Consider the following 21846-nt stretch of genomic DNA (forward strand, 5'->3'; position numbering starts at 1 on the left):
CAGCGCACCAGGAGCTTGTTGCGCCGGTCCTTTTTCTTCTGTGCTTCACGCAGTGCGCGTGCCTGTTCACGCGCAGCGGCCGTGCGATCGGCCTTGCTGGGCTTGGAGTTCCGCTCAGTCATAGTTCCTCATGTTTTCTCTTCCGCCTGTCCGGTTGGGCAGGTGGCCGGCAGGCATCAGTTTAGGCCACCAAGCCACGCTGCCCTTACTTCCAACGCCCGCTGCGGGCACAAAGTTTCCGGCCTTGGATAGAGTGGCATAAATGCAAGAGCCAACCAAGGGGTGCCTATCGTGAACGCTGCTGCCGCTGATCCTGCAGAAAAGAATGCCACGGACGGGTACGGCGATTTCGATTTCATCGTAGTATCCAACCGCCTTCCGGTTGACCGGGTGAATACCGCCGACGGCGAAGCTGGCGCCGGTCCCCCGGCGGGCTGGTCACCGCGCTGGCACCGGTGATGGCCAAGGCCGACGGCGCCTGGGTGGGCTGGCACGGAGCTCCGGACGAGGAGCTGAAGGAATTCGACCACGACAATATGCACCTGCTGCCGGTGCCGCTGAGTGCCTCCGAGGTGGAGCTCTACTACGAGGGGTTCTCGAACGCCACCCTGTGGCCGCTGTATCACGACGTGATTGCTCCCCCGGAGTTCCACCGTACGTGGTGGGATTCATACCGCACCGTGAACCGCCGGTTCGCCGACGCCGCAGCCACCATGGCCGCCAGGGGCGCCACCGTGTGGGTTCAGGACTATCAGCTGCAGCTCGTTCCGCAAATGCTGCGCAGGGCCCGTCCCGACCTCAAAATCGGCTTTTTCAATCACATTCCGTTCCCGCCCCTGGAAATCTTCGCCCAGCTGCCGTGGCGCCGCAACATCATCGAGGGTCTGCTCGGAGCGGATCTCATCGGGTTCCAGCGCCCCTCCGATGCCAGTAACTTCCTGCGCTGCGTCCGCCGCTTCGCCGGACATTCCGTCCGCCAGCAGCAGGTGCACGTCACCAATGAGGACGGCGTGTCCTACGTTTCCCGCGCCGAGTCCTATCCGATCTCGATCGATGTGGACCAGATCACGGAGCTGGCCAAGCGCGAGGACATCATCGAACGCTCCCGGCAGATCCGCCGTGAGCTGGGCGACCCCAAGACGGTGCTGCTGGGCGTGGACCGGCTGGACTACACCAAGGGCATCAGCCACCGGCTCAAGGCATACGGCGAACTCCTGGAAGACGGCAAGCTCACGGTTGAGGACGCCTCCCTGATCCAGGTCGCCAGCCCCAGCCGGGAGCGGGTGGAGCAGTACCGGCTGCTGCGCGAAGAGGTGGAAGGCACCGTGGGCCGGATCAACGGCACCTACGACACCATGGGCAGCACCGCCATCCGCTACCTGCACCACAGCTATCCCGTGGAGGAAATGGTGGCCCTGTACTTGGCCGCCGACGTCATGCTGGTCACGGCCCTGCGCGACGGCATGAACCTGGTGGCCAAGGAATATGTGGCCGCCCGGATCAACAACACCGGCGCGCTGGTCCTGAGTGAGTTCGCCGGGGCCGCCGACCAGCTCCGCCAGGCAGTCCTGGTGAACCCGCACGACATTGACGGGCTGAAGAGCTCGGTGCTGGATGCCATCAACATGCCGGACCGCGAAGCCCAGCGCCGCATGCGGCTGATGCGCCGCCAGGTCCTGCAGAACGACGTCGAGCGCTGGTCCAGGAACTTCCTCAATGCCCTGCAGCAGTCGGAGCCGGAGGCCGGCAAATGAGCGGACTTCCGCCCGGCCTCGCCCAGGCGCTGGAACAGCTGGCCGCAACGGACACGCTGCTGGTTGCCCTGGACTTCGACGGCGTGCTGGCCCCCCTGGTGGAACACGCCGACGACGCGCGGCCCTTCCCGCTTCCGCCGCCGCAGTGCGGGAGCTGGCTACCCTGCCGGACACCTTCACCGCCCTCATTTCGGGCCGCGCCCTGGACAGCCTGCGCAGGACCGCGGCGCCTGAGCCCGAAACCCTGCTCATCGGCAGCCACGGCGCTGAAGCCTGGACCGGGCCGGATGCGCAGCCGCTGCAGCTGACGCCGGAACAGGCGCAGCTGCTGGCCCGGGCGCAGGCCGCGGTCGAGGACGTGGTCGCCGCCCACGCCGGGACGTGGCTGGAAGCCAAGCCCGCCGGCGTCGTGCTCCACACCCGAAGCGCCATCGACGACATTGCCGCGGCGGCCACCGAAGCCGCACGCGCCAAGCTCAGCGCCATCGACGGCGTGCAGGTTACTGACGGCAAGCGCGTCCTCGAGACATCCGTGGTTCACACCAATAAAGGCGAAGGCATCCGGACGCTGCGCACCTTGACCGGTGCGACGGCGGTGCTCTTCGCCGGGGATGACGTCACCGACGAAAACGGCTTTGCTGCACTGCTCCCGGGCGATGTGGGCGTGAAAATCGGCTCCGGCGACACGCGGGCATCCTTCCGGGTGGAATCACCGGAAGCGTTCACCGGGGTCCTGGAGAAACTGCTGGTATTACGGCGCGCCCGGCCTTAACGGCGCCGGCGCGCGGGTATGGCATACTAACCCTGTGACCGCGGCCACACCCGCTGCCACCTGTTCGCTAACTCAATAGCACCGCTCAATAGCACCGCTCAATAGCACTTCACAACGGATCGTCGGGCACGTACCTGCCCGTGAAGGAGAAATATCATGGCAACGGTAACGTTTGACCAGGCCACACGCCTGTACCCGGGCACGGAACGCCCGGCAGTCGACAACCTCAACCTGGAGATCGCCGACGGCGAGTTCCTGGTTCTCGTGGGTCCCTCCGGCTGTGGAAAATCCACCTCCCTGCGGATGCTTGCCGGTCTCGAAGACGTCAACTCCGGCCGCATCCTCATCGGGGACCGGGACGTCACCGACGTTCCACCGAAAGACCGTGATATTGCCATGGTTTTCCAGAACTACGCCCTCTACCCGCACATGTCCGTGGCCGACAACATGGGCTTCGCACTGAAAATTGCCGGCGTCGGCAAGGAAGAGCGCTTGGAGCGGGTCCGCGAAGCAGCGAAGCTGCTGGACCTCGAGGATTATCTGGACCGCAAGCCGAAGGCGCTTTCCGGCGGTCAGCGGCAGCGCGTAGCCATGGGCCGTGCCATTGTGCGTAACCCGCAGGTCTTCCTCATGGATGAGCCCCTGTCCAACCTGGATGCCAAGCTGCGTGTGCAGACCCGCACGCAGATCGCGTCGCTGACCCGGCGCCTCGGCGTCACCACCGTGTATGTCACCCACGACCAGGTCGAGGCCATGACCATGGGTGACCGCGTGGCCGTGCTCAAGGACGGCATCCTGCAGCAGGTGGACACCCCGCGCAACCTGTACGACTTCCCGAAGAACGTGTTCGTGGCGGGCTTCATCGGCTCCCCGGCCATGAACCTGCTGGAGCTTCCCGTGGTGGACGGCGGCGTTGCCTTTGGCGGAGCCATCTACCCGGTGGCCAGTTCGGTCCTGGGCGCCGCCGCCGGCAACACCGTCACGCTCGGTGTCCGGCCCGAGGACCTGGAGATTGTTGATTCCTCGGGTTCGGGCCTGAAGGTGGAGGTCGACGTCGTCGAGGAACTCGGCGCCGACGCATATGTTTACGGCCACACCACTCTCGACGGCTCGGACCGCGACATGGTGGTCCGCGTCGACGGACGCCGCCCCCGATGAAGGGCGACACGCTGTTTGTCCGCCCGCAGGTGGGCCATGTGCACCTCTTCGACACCAGCAACGGTGAGCGCCTGGCGGACCACGCCTGATCCTCTCCGCCTCAATGCGGTGGCCCCCTCGACTGAACTAGACTCGTTGAGGGGGCCACCGCATTGCTGTTTAACCAACAACGCTCGACAAAGGGCATGTGCTTATGACCGAACCTGCAGGCGCAAACTGGCGAGACGAACCTACAGACTGGGACCAGCCGGGCAAACTGCCGCGGCTTCATCTCTCCACCCCGGAAAAGGCCCTTGCCTCTCTGAACATCACTGCGGCATCCATGGATCCCGCACTGTTGGACCTGCCCTGGCATCTGCCCCTGGAAGACTGGCCCAAGGAAAACCTGGCCGCTCTGCCCCGGGGCATTTCCCGGCACGTGGTCCGCTTTGCCCGGATGGGTGATTCGCTCATCGCGATCAAGGAAACCAGCGAACACGTGGCCCGGCAGGAATACCACATGCTGCGCAAGCTGCGGCGGCTCAACGTCCCTTCGGTTGCGCCGGTTGCCGTCATCACCGGACGCTACGACGTCCATGGCGAAGAGCTGCAGCCGGTCCTTGTCACCAAGCACCTGCGCTTCTCGCTGCCCTACCGTGCAGTTTTTTCCCAAACACTGCGCGAGGTCACCCTGACCAGGCTGATCGATGCCCAGGCCCTGCTGCTGGTCCGCCTGCACCTGGCCGGGTTTTACTGGGGCGATGTGTCGCTCTCCAACACCTTGTTCCGGCGCGATGCCGGCGCGTTTGCGGCCTACCTTGTCGATGCTGAAACCGGCGAACTCTACCCGAAGTTGTCCAACGGCCAGCGCGAGTATGACCTCGAAATAGCCAGGGTCAACATTGCCGGGGAACTGATGGACCTCGCCGAAGGCGGCCTGATCGAGGAAAGCGTGGATCCGCTGGCCACAAGCGAGCGGATCATGGACAGCTACCGCAACCTTTGGGCTGAGCTGACGGAGAAGGAATCCTTCGAGCTCGGCGAACGCTGGCGCGTGAATGCCCGCATCCGCCGCCTGAATGACCTCGGGTTCGACGTCGACGAACTCACCATCAAGACCACGGCCGACGGAACCCAGGTCCAGCTGCAGCCCAAGGTGGTCGACGCCGGGCACCACCAGCGCCGGCTGCTCCGCCTGACCGGCCTCGACGCCCAGGAAAACCAGGCCCGGCGGCTGCTCAATGACATGGACTCCTACCGTGCCGACAATAACCCCGGTCTCGACGAGGAACTCAGCGCCCATTTGTGGGTGACGCAGGTCTTCGAACCGATCGTGAAGTCGGTGCCGCGCGAGTTGGGCAGCAAGCTGGAACAGGCCGAAGTGGTGCATGAAGTGCTGGAACACCGCTGGTATATGTCGGAAAAGGAGAACCGGAACGTTCCCATGGCTGAGGCCGTGCAGTCGTACATGGACACCGTCCTTCGCCACCGGCGGGACGAAGCAGCCATCCTGCTTACCGCAGACACCCGGACCATGGAGATCCTTGAGTCCGGCGACGCTCCTGACCAGATGTAGCACCGCGTGCCCGGCCACTGTGCCGAATTTCACCCGGCTGCCGGGAAAAGGCGCCGGGTGAAAGACGTTAATGAAAGACGGGTAAAGACCGCGTGCAATAGGAGGATCCTGCCGAATTATGTCCCTACCAGCCGTTTCCCGCCCAGCGGGTGCCATGCTTCGAACCGTCCCTGTCCATGTGCCTTCGCCTGGATCTGAGTGGTGGCGTTCTTCGGTCATTTATCAGATCTATCCCCGGTCGTTCCGTGACCTGCGGGGTGACGGGATCGGCGATCTGCCCGGCATCACCGAAGAGATACCGGCGCTGGCCGAGCTCGCCATTGACGCCGTATGGCTGTCGCCGTTTTTCCGGTCACCGCAAAAGGACGCCGGGTACGACGTCGCGGACTACTGCTCGGTGGACCCGCTTTTCGGCACCCTCGAGGACTTCGACGCACTCGTAGCCAGGGCCGGGGAGTATGGCATCCGGGTTATCGTGGATTTGGTCCCCAACCACTGCTCCGACCAGCATCCGCTGTTCCAGGCAGCGCTGGCGGCGGCCCCCGGGTCACCGGAACGGGACATGTTCATCTTCCGGGACGGAACGGGCGAGCACGGGCAGAACCCGCCGAACAACTGGCAGTCCCATTTCGGCGGGCCGGCATGGACACATGTCGCCAACCCCGACGGCACCCCCGGACAGTGGTACCTGCACCTCTTTGATTCCTCCCAGCCGGACTTCAACTGGGACAACCCCGCCGTGAGGGAAGAGTTTGAGCGGATCCTGCGCTTCTGGCTTGACCGCGGCGTGGGCGGCTTCCGGGTGGACGTCGCCCATGCACTGATCAAGAAGTCCGGGCTTCCCGACTGGGGCGGCGCTGCTGACGGCGCCTCCACGGAGGGGTTCCCCGGCAGTGCCGCTCCAATGTTCGGCCAGGCCGGCATCCACGATATTTTCCGGTCCTGGCGGAAGCTCCTGGACGAGTATGACGGCGACCGGGTGCTCTGTGCCGAGGCAAATGTCGATCCCGTTGCCCGTATCTCCGATTGGGTGCGCCCGGATGAGATGCACCAGGCCTTCAACTTCGCGTATCTGAACCACCCCTGGGAACCGAAGACCCTGCGCGACATCATCGAAACGTCCCTACGGGCTTTTGATAAGGTTGGCGCCCCCACCACCTGGGTCCTGTCAAACCACGACGTCGTCCGGCACGTGTCCCGGTTCGGGCTGGAGTCGAACGAGCTGCGCAGCGGCGACGGCATAGGTCCCCGGGACAGCCAGCCCGACTATCTGCTGGGTGCCGACCGTGCCCGGGCAGCCACCATGCTGATGCTTGGCCTGCCCGGCGGCGTCTACCTGTACCAGGGTGAGGAGCTGGGTCTGCCGGACCACACGCTGATGCCCGACGAGTTCCGCCAGGACCCCACCTACCACCGGACCGCCGGTGTGCGGGTGGGCCGGGATGGAAGCCGCGTACCGCTTCCGTGGCGGGTCAATGAACCCTCGTTCGGATTCAGCTCCGCCGGGCGGTCCTGGCTGCCCCAGCCCGCCTATTGGGGCCGCTACTCCCGTGACGTTGAACAGCGGGACCCGTGGTCGTCCCTGAACATGTACCGGCAGGCACTCTCCGTCCGGCGGGAGCTGGGGCTGGGCGCCGGGTCCTTGGAGTGGTGGCCGGAACTCGACGCCGAAGGCTTGGTCGCCTTTGTTAACGGCAAAGTCCTGGTCGCCATGAACATGGGCGGGAAAGCACTGCAGCTTCCGGAACTGCCCGTGCTGGCCACGAGCTCGCCGTCGGCGCTGGAAGGCACCAAGCTGCGCCCGAACCGCACGGCGTGGCTGCTCGCCGGGTAGGTCGTGTCGGCAGCGGCCCTGCGTGCCCTGCACCAGTGGCACCAGGCCGCACGGATGTGCGGGTTCCGCGAAGGAGTTAGCGTGCGCCCATGAACCGGGCGTAGCGGTCGAGGATCACCGGCCAGGCGGCGGCGTATCCGAGGCGGGCCTCCACCGCCTCGGCCAGGTGTCCGAGGCCGGAATGCCTCAGGCTGATGTTCGTCTCGCTGCCGCTCACCGGGGTGAAGGCAACGCGGACCTCTGTAGGGGTCCGGGGACTGTGCCCCGCCACCCAGTCCAGCACCAGTTCTGAATCCTGCACCCGCCCGCTCACCGAGGCCCACACGGCTGTCCGCCCGTCCGGAGCAGTCTCCGTCAGGGACCCGGTTTCAAATTCGGGATGTGTCCCTTCCCCGTATTCCGTGTACTGCTCCGGCCACCAGAGGTGCACATATTCGGTGAAACCGTTGAACGCTTCATGCAGCTCCCGCGGGACGCTGCGTTCAACCACCACGTCCTGGACTGTCTCAGGTTCCTGTGCCGGCTCGGGTTGCTCGGCGTGCGAGAAAAGGGAAGAGTTCATCATTCAACCCTATCCGGGACCTGGGCTGGCCGAACATGTCCCTGGACATATTCGGCTAAACATGCATGCCGGCTTAAACAAGTAAGGCCCCGCAACCATGCGGGGCCTTACTCTCTCAACCAGAACTTGTCCGGCGGTGACCTACTCTCCCACACCCTCCCGGATGCAGTACCATCGGCGCTGTGGGTCTTAGCTTCCGGGTTCGGAATGGGACCGGGCGTTTCCCCACGCTATGACCGCCGTAACCCTTCCACCCACACCACCCCCGGCATACAAAGCCCCGGGGCGAGGGGAAAACAATGGTCACAACAAGAAACACACACCACCGGCAACCAGGAAACCCCAGCCACCTCAGCGCGTATTCCCCATAGGTGAATACAATCTTTATTCTACGGCACCCACCCCCGCGAAAGGGTGTATTGGTGCCTGTTCCAGGGTGACAAACCACACGGGTTTGTTATCCGGGAACCACATAGTGGACGCAAGCAACACATGATCTAACATGATCCTTCTCTGGCCGGAACGTTTGAAGTCGTTTCCCGCCCAGATCATGGTGTGGTGTAAGTTATCGGCCTATTAGTACCGGTCAGCTTCAACGGGTCTTTAGTCCCCGCTTCCACATCCGGCCTATCAACCCAGTGGTCTGGCTGGGGGGCCTCTCACACACAAGGTGTATGGAAATCTCATCTCGAAGCGGGCTTCCCGCTTAGATGCTTTCAGCGGTTATCCCATCCGAACGTAGCTAATCAGCGGTGCACTTGGCAGTACAACTGACACACCAGAGGTTCGTCCGTCCCGGTCCTCTCGTACTAAGGACAGCCCTTCTCAAATTTCCTGCGCGCGCAGCGGATAGGGACCGAACTGTCTCACGACGTTCTAAACCCAGCTCGCGTACCGCTTTAATGGGCGAACAGCCCAACCCTTGGGACCTACTCCAGCCCCAGGATGCGACGAGCCGACATCGAGGTGCCAAACCATGCCGTCGATATGGACTCTTGGGCAAGATCAGCCTGTTATCCCCGAGGTACCTTTTATCCGTTGAGCGACGGCCATTCCACAATGTACCGCCGGATCACTAGTCCCGACTTTCGTCCCTGCTCGAGATGTCTCTCTCACAGTCAAGCTCCCTTGTGCACTTACACTCGCCACCTGATTGCCAACCAGGCTGAGGGGAACCTTTGGGCGCCTCCGTTACTCTTTAGGAGGCAACCGCCCCAGTTAAACTACCCATCAGGCACTGTCCCTGACCCGGATTACGGGCCGAAGTTAGATATCCAGTATGACCAGAGTGGTATTTCAACGATGACTCCGCCCGAACTGGCGTCCGGGCCTCACAGTCTCCCACCTATCCTACACAAGCCACACCGAATATCAATACCAAACTATAGTAAAGGTCTCGGGGTCTTTCCGTCCTGCTGCGCGTAACGAGCATCTTTACTCGTACTGCAATTTCGCCGAGTTTATGGTTGAGACAGCGGGGAAGTCGTTACTCCATTCGTGCAGGTCGGAACTTACCCGACAAGGAATTTCGCTACCTTAGGATGGTTATAGTTACCACCGCCGTTTACTGGGGCTTAAATTCCCAGCTTCGCCCACGAGGGGCTAACCGGTCCTCTTAACCTTCCAGCACCGGGCAGGAGTCAGTCCGTATACATCGTCTTGCGACTTCGCACGGACCTGTGTTTTTAGTAAACAGTCGCTTCCCCTGGTCTCTGCGGCCCCGATCCCCTCCGGACAGCTTGTGTCCATCAAGGTTGGGGCCCCCTTCTCCCGAAGTTACGGGGGCATTTTGCCGAGTTCCTTAACCATAATTCTCTCGATCGCCTTAGTATTCTCTACCTGATCACCTGTGTCGGTTTGGGGTACGGGCGGCTAAAACCTCGCGCCGATGCTTTTCTAGGCAGCATAGGATCACCGGATTCCCCCCGAGGGGGTCCCGTCAGATCTCAGGATCGTCATCAAAGACACAGCAACGGATTTACCTATCGCTGACCCTACATCCTTAGACCAGGACAACCATCGCCCGGCCCGGCTACCTTCCTGCGTCACACCTGTTAATACGCTTACCTCCCGGGATCAGGTCCCGCGCTCCACCAAAAACCATGTCGCCACAAGGGCTAACGGTCAGGTATCGGGCGGTTAGTGTCCCCCGTTCAGTATGGGCGGTTCTTCGCCGGTACGGGAATATCAACCCGTTGTCCATCGACTACGCCTGTCGGCCTCGCCTTAGGTCCCGACTTACCCAGGGCAGATTAGCTTGACCCTGGAACCCTTGATCATTCGGCGGACGGGTTTCTCACCCGTCTTTCGCTACTCATGCCTGCATTCTCACTCGTGTAGGCTCCACCGCTGGTTTACACCGCGACTTCACTGCCCACACGACGCTCCCCTACCCATCCAAACGCTTGAACGAAAATGGATAAAACCATCCGCTTGGCTAATATTTGAATGCCACAACTTCGGCGGTGTACTTGAGCCCCGCTACATTGTCGGCGCGGAATCACTTGACCAGTGAGCTATTACGCACTCTTTCAAGGATGGCTGCTTCTAAGCCAACCTCCTGGTTGTCTGAGCAACTCCACATCCTTTCCCACTTAGCACACGCTTAGGGGCCTTAGTTGGTGGTCTGGGCTGTTTCCTCTCGACTATGAAGCTTATCCCCCACAGTCTCACTGCTGCGCTCTGACTTACCGGCATTCGGAGTTTGGCTGACGTCAGTAACCTTGTAGGGCCCATTAGCCATCCAGTAGCTCTACCTCCGGTAAGAAACACGCAACGCTGCACCTAAATGCATTTCGGGGAGAACCAGCTATCACGGAGTTTGATTGGCCTTTCACCCCTACCCACAGCTCATCCCCTCCATTTTCAACTGAAGTGGGTTCGGTCCTCCACGCGCTCTTACACGCGCTTCAACCTGGCCATGGGTAGATCACTCCGCTTCGGGTCTAGATCACGCCACTGCAACGCCCTGTTCAGACTCGCTTTCGCTACGGCTTCCCCCACTGGTTAACCTCGCGACGTAACACTAACTCGCAGGCTCATTCTTCAAAAGGCACGCTGTCACAACCACAACACCCCAAAAGGATGCTGCCCTGCTCCAACGGATTGTAGGCACACGGTTTCAGGTACTGTTTCACTCCCTCCCGGGGTACTTTTCACCTTTCCCTCACGGTACTTGTCCGCTATCGGTCATCAGGGAGTATTTAGGCTTACCAGGTGGTCCTGGCAGATTCGCACGGGATTTCTCGGGCCCCGTGCTACTTGGGATCCTCTCCAAGCGGCAGCATACATTCCGGTTACGGGGCTAACACCCTCTACGGCCCGGCTTTCAAACCGGTTCACCTATGCACCTGCACTCACTTCACCAATCCGGCAGAACTGGTACGGAAAGTCCCGCAACCCCAGTGATGCAACGCCCGCCGGCTATCACACACCACTGGTTTAGCCTCTTCCGCGTTCGCTCGCCACTACTAACGGAATCACTGTTGTTTTTCTCTTCCTGTGGGTACTGAGATGTTTCACTTCCCCACGTTCCCTCCACGCACCCTATGTGTTCAGATGCGGGTCACCCGGTCACTCGCGCGCCGGGCGGGGTTTCCCATTCGGACATCCTGGGATCACCGCTCGGTTATCAACTCCCCCAGGCTTATCGCAGATTCCTACGTCCTTCTTCGGCTCCTGATGCCAAGGCATCCACCGTGTGCCCTTAAAAACTTGACCACAAAGATCAATAAATATTATCGCTATCGAGAAAACCATGATCTCACCAGGCACCACCCCAAAGGATGACCCCTGGATCCACCAGGTTTATCTGAAATTGCACTTAATAATTTTAAGATGCTCGCGTCCACTATGTAGTTCTCAAACAACAACCCCGTCACACCCCGCCACCACCCACGGATACACCGTGGCCAGTCTTGGACCTGCGCAGGAACAACCGGAAACAACACGAAAACCCGTGTCCCCTCCAACCAAACATGCAGTTGTCAGTTCTTCGGTCCTGTTATTTCAGGACCCAACAGTGTGCCAAACGGTAAAACCCGGTACTTGAAGACACCGGCAGCGCTTTCCAGTTCCCCGGAAGGGAACGTACTCATGCTGCCGGGCCCAACGCCGGGCACCTGCTCATTGATATTCCACCCTTGAGCACCCACCGGAAAACGAATGTTTCCGACATGGGCATCTCCTGCAAAGCACACATCCAACACTGTGGAAGGATCCGGGCTTTGAGGTGCTCCTTAGAAAGGAGGTGATCCAGCCGCACCTTCCGGTACGGCTACCTTGTTACGACTTAGTCCCAATCGCCGGTCCCACCTTCGACGGCTCCCTCCCCGCAAGGGGGTTAGGCCACCGGCTTCGGGTGTTACCAACTTTCGTGACTTGACGGGCGGTGTGTACAAGGCCCGGGAACGTATTCACCGCAGCGTTGCTGATCTGCGATTACTAGCGACTCCAACTTCATGAGGTCGAGTTGCAGACCTCAATCCGAACTGAGACCGGCTTTTGGGATTAGCTCCACCTCACAGTATCGCAACCCTTTGTACCGGCCATTGTAGCATGCGTGAAGCCCAAGACATAAGGGGCATGATGATTTGACGTCGTCCCCACCTTCCTCCGAGTTGACCCCGGCAGTCTCCTATGAGTCCCCGGCATAACCCGCTGGCAACATAGAACGAGGGGTTGCGCTCGTTGCGGGACTTAACCCAACATCTCACGACACGAGCTGACGACAACCATGCACCACCTGTAAACCGGCCACAAGTGGGGGACCTGTTTCCAGGTCTTTCCGGTTCATGTCAAGCCTTGGTAAGGTTCTTCGCGTTGCATCGAATTAATCCGCATGCTCCGCCGCTTGTGCGGGCCCCCGTCAATTCCTTTGAGTTTTAGCCTTGCGGCCGTACTCCCCAGGCGGGGCACTTAATGCGTTAGCTGCGGCGCGGAAAACGTGGAATGTCCCCCACACCTAGTGCCCAACGTTTACGGCATGGACTACCAGGGTATCTAATCCTGTTCGCTCCCCATGCTTTCGCTCCTCAGCGTCAGTTACAGCCCAGAGACCTGCCTTCGCCATCGGTGTTCCTCCTGATATCTGCGCATTTCACCGCTACACCAGGAATTCCAGTCTCCCCTACTGCACTCTAGTCTGCCCGTACCCACTGCAGACCCGGGGTTGAGCCCCGGGCTTTCACAGCAGACGCGACAAACCGCCTACGAGCTCTTTACGCCCAATAATTCCGGATAACGCTTGCGCCCTACGTATTACCGCGGCTGCTGGCACGTAGTTAGCCGGCGCTTCTTCTGCAGGTACCGTCACTTTCGCTTCTTCCCTGCTGAAAGAGGTTTACAACCCGAAGGCCTTCGTCCCTCACGCGGCGTCGCTGCATCAGGCTTTCGCCCATTGTGCAATATTCCCCCACTGCTGCCTCCCGTAGGAGTCTGGGCCGTGTCTCAGTCCCAGTGTGGCCGGTCACCCTCTCAGGCCGGCTACCCGTCGTCGCCTTGGTGGGCCATTACCCCAACCAACAAGCTGATAGGCCGCGAGTCCATCCAAAACCGCATCAAGCTTTCCACTCCCATGACATGCGTCAGGAAGTCGTATCCGGTATTAGACCCGGTTTCCCAGGCTTATCCCGAAGTTAAGGGCAGGTTACTCACGTGTTACTCACCCGTTCGCCACTAATCATTTTGTGCAAGCACAAAAGTCATCGTTCGACTTGCATGTGTTAAGCACGCCGCCAGCGTTCATCCTGAGCCAGGATCAAACTCTCCGTAAATGTGTTACAGACACAGGGCCGGAGCCAAGGAAAATTGGCTGCACAGTCCTGCACTAAATTCGAAACCAGCTAAAAAAGCTGCTCCCAGCCCACGGGGTGGGCGGAAACAGCCAGTTCAACCAATCAAAATAATTGGTATCAATAAACTTGGCACACTATTGAGTTCTCAAACAACAGATGCATGCGAAATACTCGGAGAAAACAATCCGTGAAGCGGACCGTGTTTTTTCTTTTCTCTTCGCTGCAGTGTTTCTTTATTCTATTTCATCCGGACCGTTTTTGGCAATTCGGGGAAATTCCCGAAGACTGCTTTCTTTTGATCCGGACGGACCCGCACGAAAATCCCCGGCTTTCCGCTCCGCTGCCCGTGGGCGCAGGATGGATCACCAGGATGTTTTTGGTGGGGTTGGCCGCCATGCTCAGGATGTTTTCCAACTCCCGGCCGCGGCGACTTAGAAGACTCTACACGGGGTTCCGGGACCACGCAAATCGCCCCGGCAGCTGGAGCCGGGCCCTTTGAGGGCCCGGCTCCAGGGCTAAAGCGCCGCTGATCAAGCCCTAGCGGTTGTGGCGCCGGCGCGTTGATCCCAGGACCAACAATGATCCGGCGAGCAGTGCTCCACCGCCGGCAATAGCGACGCCGTACGTGGCTGTGGCACCGGTCTTCGGCAGTTGCTCGGTGGGCGACTGTTGCTCGGTGGGCGGCTGTTGCTCCGTGGCAGGCACAGGTGCATACACATTGACCACCTCGATGGTTTGAGTCTGTCCGGGCAGGATGGCTACTTCACCAGTGCCTGAGGTTTCCACAGTGACGTCCTCGTTGGCTCCGGACGCTGGTTCCGAGACCCGACACAACACTCCCGCCGGAATGCCTTCGTACAGCTGGGTATAGGTATCCCCGGTGGTCTCCTCCGGGATCACAACGGTCTCGTCTATCAGCCCGTCACCGCACTGAATGTGAAGCACGATGTCGGCCTGCAGGCCGGCGCCGGAGCCGCTGATGGTTTTAGCCACCAGAAGGCTGCCCGGGTTGAATTCCACAGTGTTGGCGACGGTGAGGACACTCTCCCCCTCGGTGATCGTCACCGCATCCGAGACTGTCGGAGTCACCGTCACCTCGGTAGTGGATCCCGTGACCGGTTCGGTAACCGAGCACACTGTACCCACCGGAAGATCAACGATCGTTTCGCTGACGGGAGCTGTGGTTCCTGCGGGGATCTCAAAGCTAACCAGCCCCGCTGCACCACAGTCGACAGTAAGCACGATTGCGCCTTGGCTGCCTATCGCTTCTCCTGCAAACGTTTTGTTCACCACGAGGTCTCCCGCTACGAAGAACTCCGCGGTCGCCCCGGCAGTGGCTTCCAGCACCGTGCTCGCGGCGAGGATCAGGGGTTGTGCCTCGTCCCTGCCCGGGTCCCCGCCGTCGTAGAGGTACACGTTGCCGGTCTGGACGGGAACGGAAGCGAGGGCGCTCAGGACTCCCGGATCGGTGGATGTCGGCGGTCCGCCCACCCAGACCTGGGTCCCCGAAGCGACTGTGCCCCCGCTGGGGATAGGGGTGGTGCCCGCAGCATCCGCGTAGATGGTGTATCCGGTGGGCACAGAGACTGTGACCTCCACGGCTCCTTCCGCGGCCACGGTGAACGGGCCCGCCACGCCTCCCGCAGGGCCCGCAGCAACCGGTGGATTGACGGTGACATTCGGTGGGGGCGGTTCCACCAGGGGCCCGTTGGCCTGCGCGTCGGCGACGATCGCCTCAACCGCGTCTCTGATAACCGTCTCCGTAGTGTTGACCAGGTACCCGTCTGTGAAATACCAGATCGCACCCTGCACGGCCGCAGCCTGCTGATTTGCGGTCAAGCCAGCGGGCGCTGCGGGATTCGCAGGATAGTAGTTGTTCAGGACATAGTTCACGTAGCCGATGTTGGCAACGTTGGATTCCTCCCAGGCCCCCTGAACATAGCCAATGCCGACTTGGGTTTCCACCGCTGTGTCGATGCAGTACATCTGCCCGGTCCCGCCATCGGCATCCTCAGTGATAATGATGCCCGCGAACCGGCCGGTCACAGGCACCCCCACTGGGTTCTCCTCCGGATACGGTGCCAACGGATCCGGCGGGGTGGATCGTCAGCCACGAAAGCCTGCACCCTTTGAGCGGGACCGAGCCCGGTAGTCACCACTTCCGCATTAGTGCCGGCCACAGGTGCTGGCTCATTCGGGTCCGGTTCTACAAACGAGGCAGTCGCGGGTGCCGCGAACGGTGCCAGCAGCAGTACAGCTGCGGCCGCCATGCTTAAAGTGTTCTCCGTAGCTTCCGCTCTTGCCTCGGGCGGCGCCGTGGGCCGGCGGGAATGTGATGGCTCATAGGGTCTTCCTGCTTCTATCCCTGGGGATGGCTCGCGAGTGACCATGCCGAAACCAGTTCGGCCTGTGCTGGGCACAGTATGTGGAATCCGAGGCCATGGGTAGGCGAAACCGCAGTATTCGTAGAAAGCCGAACATGTCCCTGGACATATCCGGCTAAACATGCATGCCGGCTTAAACAGTAAGGCCCCGCAACCATGCGGGGCCTTACTCTCTCAACCAGAACTTGTCCGGCGGTGACCTACTCTCCCACACCCTCCCGGATGCAGTACCATCGGCGCTGTGGGTCTTAGCTTCCGGGTTCGGAATGGGACCGGGCGTTTCCCCACGCTATGACCGCCGTAACCCTTCCACCCACACCACCCCCGGCATACAAAGCCCCGGGGCGAGGGGAAAACAATGGTCACAACAAGAAACACACACCACCGGCAACCAGGAAACCCCAGCCACCTCAGCGCGTATTCCCCATAGGTGAATACAATCTTTATTCTACGGCACCCACCCCCGCGAAAGGGTGTATTGGTGCCTGTTCCAGGGTGACAAACCACACGGGTTTGTTATCCGGGAACCACATAGTGGACGCAAGCAACACATGATCTAACATGATCCTTCTCTGGCCGGAACGTTTGAAGTCGTTTCCCGCCCAGATCATGGTGTGGTGTAAGTTATCGGCCTATTAGTACCGGTCAGCTTCACGGGTCTTTAGTCCCCGCTTCCACATCCGGCCTATCAACCCAGTGGTCTGGTTGGGGGCCTCTCACACACAAGGTGTATGGAAATCTCATCTCGAAGCGGGCTTCCCGCTTAGATGCTTTCAGCGGTTATCCCATCCGAACGTAGCTAATCAGCGGTGCACTTGGCAGTACAACTGACACACCAGAGGTTCGTCCGTCCCGGTCCTCTCGTACTAAGGACAGCCCTTCTCAAATTTCCTGCGCGCGCAGCGGATAGGGACCGAACTGTCTCACGACGTTCTAAACCCAGCTCGCGTACCGCTTTAATGGGCGAACAGCCCAACCCTTGGGACCTACTCCAGCCCCAGGATGCGACGAGCCGACATCGAGGTGCCAAACCATGCCGTCGATATGGACTCTTGGGCAAGATCAGCCTGTTATCCCCGAGGTACCTTTTATCCGTTGAGCGACGGCCATTCCACAATGTACCGCCGGATCACTAGTCCCGATTTTCGTCCCTGCTCGAGATGTCTCTCTCACAGTCAAGCTCCCTTGTGCACTTACACTCGCCACCTGATTGCCAACCAGGCTGAGGGAACCTTTGGGCGCCTCCGTTACTCTTTAGGAGGCAACCGCCCCAGTTAAACTACCCATCAGGCACTGTCCCTGACCCGGATTACGGGCCGAAGTTAGATATCCAGTATGACCAGAGTGGTATTTCAACGATGACTCCGCCCGAACTGGCGTCCGGGCCTCACAGTCTCCCACCTATCCTACACAAGCCACACCGAATATCAATACCAAACTATAGTAAAGGTCTCGGGGTCTTTCCGTCCTGCTGCGCGTAACGAGCATCTTTACTCGTACTGCAATTTCGCCGAGTTTATGGTTGAGACAGCGGGGAAGTCGTTACTCCATTCGTGCAGGTCGGAACTTACCCGACAAGGAATTTCGCTACCTTAGGATGGTTATAGTTACCACCGCCGTTTACTGGGGCTTAAATTCCCAGCTTCGCCCACGAGGGGCTAACCGGTCCTCTTAACCTTCCAGCACCGGGCAGGAGTCAGTCCGTATACATCGTCTTGCGACTTCGCACGGACCTGTGTTTTTAGTAAACAGTCGCTTCCCCCTGGTCTCTGCGGCCCCGATCCCTCCGGACAGCAATGTGTCCATCAAGGTTGGGGCCCCCTTCTCCCGAAGTTACGGGGGCATTTTGCCGAGTTCCTTAACCATAATTCTCTCGATCGCCTTAGTATTCTCTACCTGATCACCTGTGTCGGTTTGGGGTACGGGCGGCTAAAACCTCGCGCCGATGCTTTTCTAGGCAGCATAGGATCACCGGATTCCCCCCGAGGGGGTCCCGTCAGATCTCAGGATCGTCATCAAAGACACAGCAACGGATTTACCTATCGCTGACCCTACATCCTTAGACCAGGACAACCATCGCCCGGCCCGGCTACCTTCCTGCGTCACACCTGTTAATACGCTTACCTCCGGGATCAGGTCCCGCGCTCCACCAAAAACCATGTCGCCACAAGGGCTAACGGTCAGGTATCGGGCGGTTAGTGTCCCCCGTTCAGTATGGGCGGTTCTTCGCCGGTACGGGAATATCAACCCGTTGTCCATCGACTACGCCTGTCGGCCTCGCCTTAGGTCCCGACTTACCCAGGGCAGATTAGCTTGACCCTGGAACCCTTGATCATTCGGCGGACGGGTTTCTCACCCGTCTTTCGCTACTCATGCCTGCATTCTCACTCGTGTAGGCTCCACCGCTGGTTTACACCGCGACTTCACTGCCCACACGACGCTCCCCTACCCATCCAAACGCTTGAACGAAAATGGATAAAACCATCCGCTTGGCTAATATTTGAATGCCACAACTTCGGCGGTGTACTTGAGCCCCGCTACATTGTCGGCGCGGAATCACTTGACCAGTGAGCTATTACGCACTCTTTCAAGGATGGCTGCTTCTAAGCCAACCTCCTGGTTGTCTGAGCAACTCCACATCCTTTCCCACTTAGCACACGCTTAGGGGCCTTAGTTGGTGGTCTGGGCTGTTTCCCTCTCGACTATGAAGCTTATCCCCCACAGTCTCACTGCTGCGCTCTGACTTACCGGCATTCGGAGTTTGGCTGACGTCAGTAACCTTGTAGGGCCCATTAGCCATCCAGTAGCTCTACCTCCGGTAAGAAACACGCAACGCTGCACCTAAATGCATTTCGGGGAGAACCAGCTATCACGGAGTTTGATTGGCCTTTCACCCCTACCCACAGCTCATCCCCTCCATTTTCAACTGAAGTGGGTTCGGTCCTCCACGCGCTCTTACACGCGCTTCAACCTGGCCATGGGTAGATCACTCCGCTTCGGGTCTAGATCACGCCACTGCAACGCCCTGTTCAGACTCGCTTTCGCTACGGCTTCCCCCCACGGGTTAACCTCGCGACGTAACACTAACTCGCAGGCTCATTCTTCAAAAGGCACGCTGTCACAACCACAACACCCCAAAAGGATGCTGCCCTGCTCCAACGGATTGTAGGCACACGGTTTCAGGTACTGTTTCACTCCCCTCCCGGGGTACTTTTCACCTTTCCCTCACGGTACTTGTCCGCTATCGGTCATCAGGGAGTATTTAGGCTTACCAGGTGGTCCTGGCAGATTCGCACGGGATTTCTCGGGCCCCGTGCTACTTGGGATCCTCTCCAAGCGGCAGCATACATTCCGGTTACGGGGCTAACACCCTCTACGGCCCGGCTTTCAAACCGGTTCACCTATGCACCTGCACTCACTTCACCAATCCGGCAGAACTGGTACGGAAAGTCCCGCAACCCCAGTGATGCAACGCCCGCCGGCTATCACACACCACTGGTTTAGCCTCTTCCGCGTTCGCTCGCCACTACTAACGGAATCACTGTTGTTTTCTCTTCCTGTGGGTACTGAGATGTTTCACTTCCCCACGTTCCCTCCACGCACCCTATGTGTTCAGATGCGGGTCACCCGGTCACTCGCGCGCCGGGCGGGGTTTCCCCATTCGGACATCCTGGGATCACCGCTCGGTTATCAACTCCCCCAGGCTTATCGCAGATTCCTACGTCCTTCTTCGGCTCCTGATGCCAAGGCATCCACCGTGTGCCCTTTAAAAACTTGACCACAAAGATCAATAAATATTATCGCTATCGAGAAAACCATGATCTCACCAGGCACCACCCCAAAGGATGACCCCTGGATCCACCAGGTTTATCTGAAATTGCACTTAATAATTTTAAGATGCTCGCGTCCACTATGTAGTTCTCAAACAACAACCCCGTCACACCCCGCCACCACCACGGATACACCGTGGACAGTCTTGGACCTGCGCAGGAACAACCGGAAACAACACGAAAACCCGTGTCCCCTCCAACCAAACATGCAGTTGTCAGTTCTTCGGTCCTGTTATTTCAGGACCCAACAGTGTGCCAAACGGTAAAACCCGGTACTTGAAGACACCGGCAGCGCTTTCCAGTTCCCGGAAGGGAACGTACTCCTGCTGCCGGGCCCAACGCCGGGCACCTGCTCATTGATATTCCACCCTTGAGCACCCACCGGAAAACGAATGTTTCCGACATGGGCATCTCCTGCAAAGCACACATCCAACACTGTGGAAGGATCCGGGCTTTGAGGTGCTCCTTAGAAAGGAGGTGATCCAGCCGCACCTTCCGGTACGGCTACCTTGTTACGACTTAGTCCCAATCGCCGGTCCCACCTTCGACGGCTCCCTCCCCGCAAGGGGGTTAGGCCACCGGCTTCGGGTGTTACCAACTTTCGTGACTTGACGGGCGGTGTGTACAAGGCCCGGGAACGTATTCACCGCAGCGTTGCTGATCTGCGATTACTAGCGACTCCAACTTCATGAGGTCGAGTTGCAGACCTCAATCCGAACTGAGACCGGCTTTTGGGATTAGCTCCACCTCACAGTATCGCAACCCTTTGTACCGGCCATTGTAGCATGCGTGAAGCCCAAGACATAAGGGGCATGATGATTTGACGTCGTCCCCACCTTCCTCCGAGTTGACCCCGGCAGTCTCCTATGAGTCCCCGGCATAACCCGCTGGCAACATAGAACGAGGGTTGCGCTCGTTGCGGGACTTAACCCAACATCTCACGACACGAGCTGACGACAACCATGCACCACCTGTAAACCGGCCACAAGTGGGGGACCTGTTTCCAGGTCTTTCCGGTTCATGTCAAGCCTTGGTAAGGTTCTTCGCGTTGCATCGAATTAATCCGCATGCTCCGCCGCTTGTGCGGGCCCCCGTCAATTCCTTTGAGTTTTAGCCTTGCGGCCGTACTCCCCAGGCGGGGCACTTAATGCGTTAGCTGCGGCGCGGAAAACGTGGAATGTCCCCCACACCTAGTGCCCAACGTTTACGGCATGGACTACCAGGGTATCTAATCCTGTTCGCTCCCCATGCTTTCGCTCCTCAGCGTCAGTTACAGCCCAGAGACCTGCCTTCGCCATCGGTGTTCCTCCTGATATCTGCGCATTTCACCGCTACACCAGGAATTCCAGTCTCCCCTACTGCACTCTAGTCTGCCCGTACCCACTGCAGACCCGGGGTTGAGCCCCGGGCTTTCACAGCAGACGCGACAAACCGCCTACGAGCTCTTTACGCCCAATAATTCCGGATAACGCTTGCGCCCTACGTATTACCGCGGCTGCTGGCACGTAGTTAGCCGGCGCTTCTTCTGCAGGTACCGTCACTTTCGCTTCTTCCCTGCTGAAAGAGGTTTACAACCCGAAGGCCTTCGTCCCTCACGCGGCGTCGCTGCATCAGGCTTTCGCCCATTGTGCAATATTCCCCACTGCTGCCTCCCGTAGGAGTCTGGGCCGTGTCTCAGTCCCAGTGTGGCCGGTCACCCTCTCAGGCCGGCTACCCGTCGTCGCCTTGGTGGGCCATTACCCCAACCAACAAGCTGATAGGCCGCGAGTCCATCCAAAACCGCATCAAGCTTTCCACTCCCATGACATGCGTCAGGAAGTCGTATCCGGTATTAGACCCGGTTTCCCAGGCTTATCCCGAAGTTAAGGGCAGGTTACTCACGTGTTACTCACCCGTTCGCCACTAATCATTTTGTGCAAGCACAAAAGTCATCGTTCGACTTGCATGTGTTAAGCACGCCGCCAGCGTTCATCCTGAGCCAGGATCAAACTCTCCGTAAATGTGTTACAGACACAGGGCCGGAGCCAAGGAAAATTGGCTGCACAGTCCTGCACTAAATTCGAAACCAGCTAAAAAAGCTGCTCCCAGCCCACGGGGTGGGCGGAAACAACCAGTTCAACCAATCAAAATAATTGGTATCAATAAACTTGGCACACTATTGAGTTCTCAAACAACAGACTGCTTCCGGCACCGGCAGGCTCA

The 21846-nt window shown here is 59.5% G+C and carries 5 protein-coding genes, 6 rRNA genes and 2 pseudogenes; 5 read left to right on the top strand and 8 right to left on the bottom strand.

The window, feature by feature from the left end:
• Positions 1-291: 291 nt before the first annotated feature.
• The 5 genes and pseudogenes from OL239_RS18015 (at position 292) to OL239_RS18035 (ending at position 7073) form a co-directional block, all read left to right on the top strand.
• A pseudogene (locus tag OL239_RS18015) lies at positions 292-1754 on the top strand (alpha,alpha-trehalose-phosphate synthase (UDP-forming)).
• A 145-nt stretch (positions 1755-1899) separates the two neighbouring features.
• Positions 1900-2526, top strand: coding sequence for a trehalose-phosphatase (otsB, locus tag OL239_RS18020; protein ID WP_329609291.1), 627 nt, complete (start codon positions 1900-1902; stop codon positions 2524-2526).
• 156 nt (positions 2527-2682) lie between these two features.
• Positions 2683-3773 (top strand): annotated as a pseudogene (locus tag OL239_RS18025) (ABC transporter ATP-binding protein).
• 104 nt (positions 3774-3877) lie between these two features.
• The gene (locus OL239_RS18030; RefSeq protein ID WP_268910044.1) at positions 3878-5239 is read left to right on the top strand and encodes a DUF4032 domain-containing protein; all 1362 of its coding nucleotides are present in this window, start codon (positions 3878-3880) and stop codon (positions 5237-5239) included.
• Positions 5240-5357: 118 nt separating this feature from the next.
• Positions 5358-7073 carry a glycoside hydrolase family 13 protein gene (locus OL239_RS18035; RefSeq protein ID WP_442864174.1) on the top strand — a complete coding sequence of 572 codons (1716 nt, stop codon included), beginning with the start codon at positions 5358-5360 and terminating at the stop codon, positions 7071-7073.
• 76 nt (positions 7074-7149) lie between these two features.
• Here the strand turns inward: OL239_RS18035 and OL239_RS18040 are convergent, their stop codons facing one another.
• The 8 genes from OL239_RS18040 to OL239_RS18075 all read right to left on the bottom strand — a co-directional run bounded on the left by OL239_RS18040 (position 7150) and on the right by OL239_RS18075 (position 21644).
• Positions 7150-7635: a hypothetical protein gene (locus OL239_RS18040; RefSeq protein ID WP_268910045.1), complete on the bottom strand. Its 486-nt coding sequence runs from the start codon at positions 7633-7635 to the stop codon at positions 7150-7152.
• Between the two features lie 128 nt (positions 7636-7763).
• Positions 7764-7879: ribosomal RNA gene (rrf, locus tag OL239_RS18045) — 5S ribosomal RNA — on the bottom strand.
• 311 nt (positions 7880-8190) lie between these two features.
• Positions 8191-11355 (bottom strand): 23S ribosomal RNA (locus OL239_RS18050).
• A 522-nt stretch (positions 11356-11877) separates the two neighbouring features.
• Positions 11878-13409 (bottom strand): 16S ribosomal RNA (locus OL239_RS18055).
• Together the 16S, 23S and 5S rRNA genes form the textbook arrangement of a ribosomal RNA operon.
• Positions 13410-13967: 558 nt before the next feature.
• Positions 13968-15488 (bottom strand): DUF5979 domain-containing protein, encoded by a 1521-nt coding sequence (locus tag OL239_RS18060; protein ID WP_268910046.1) that lies wholly within the window; start codon positions 15486-15488, stop codon positions 13968-13970.
• A 513-nt stretch (positions 15489-16001) separates the two neighbouring features.
• A 5S ribosomal RNA gene (rrf, locus tag OL239_RS18065) occupies positions 16002-16117 on the bottom strand.
• A 311-nt stretch (positions 16118-16428) separates the two neighbouring features.
• Positions 16429-19594, bottom strand: a 23S ribosomal RNA gene (locus OL239_RS18070).
• 520 nt (positions 19595-20114) lie between these two features.
• Positions 20115-21644: ribosomal RNA gene (locus OL239_RS18075) — 16S ribosomal RNA — on the bottom strand.
• Between the last annotated feature and the right edge of the window lie 202 nt (positions 21645-21846).

Source organism: Arthrobacter sp. ATA002 (genome assembly GCF_026898095.1).
Taxonomy (GTDB): Bacteria; Actinomycetota; Actinomycetes; order Actinomycetales; family Micrococcaceae; genus Arthrobacter_B.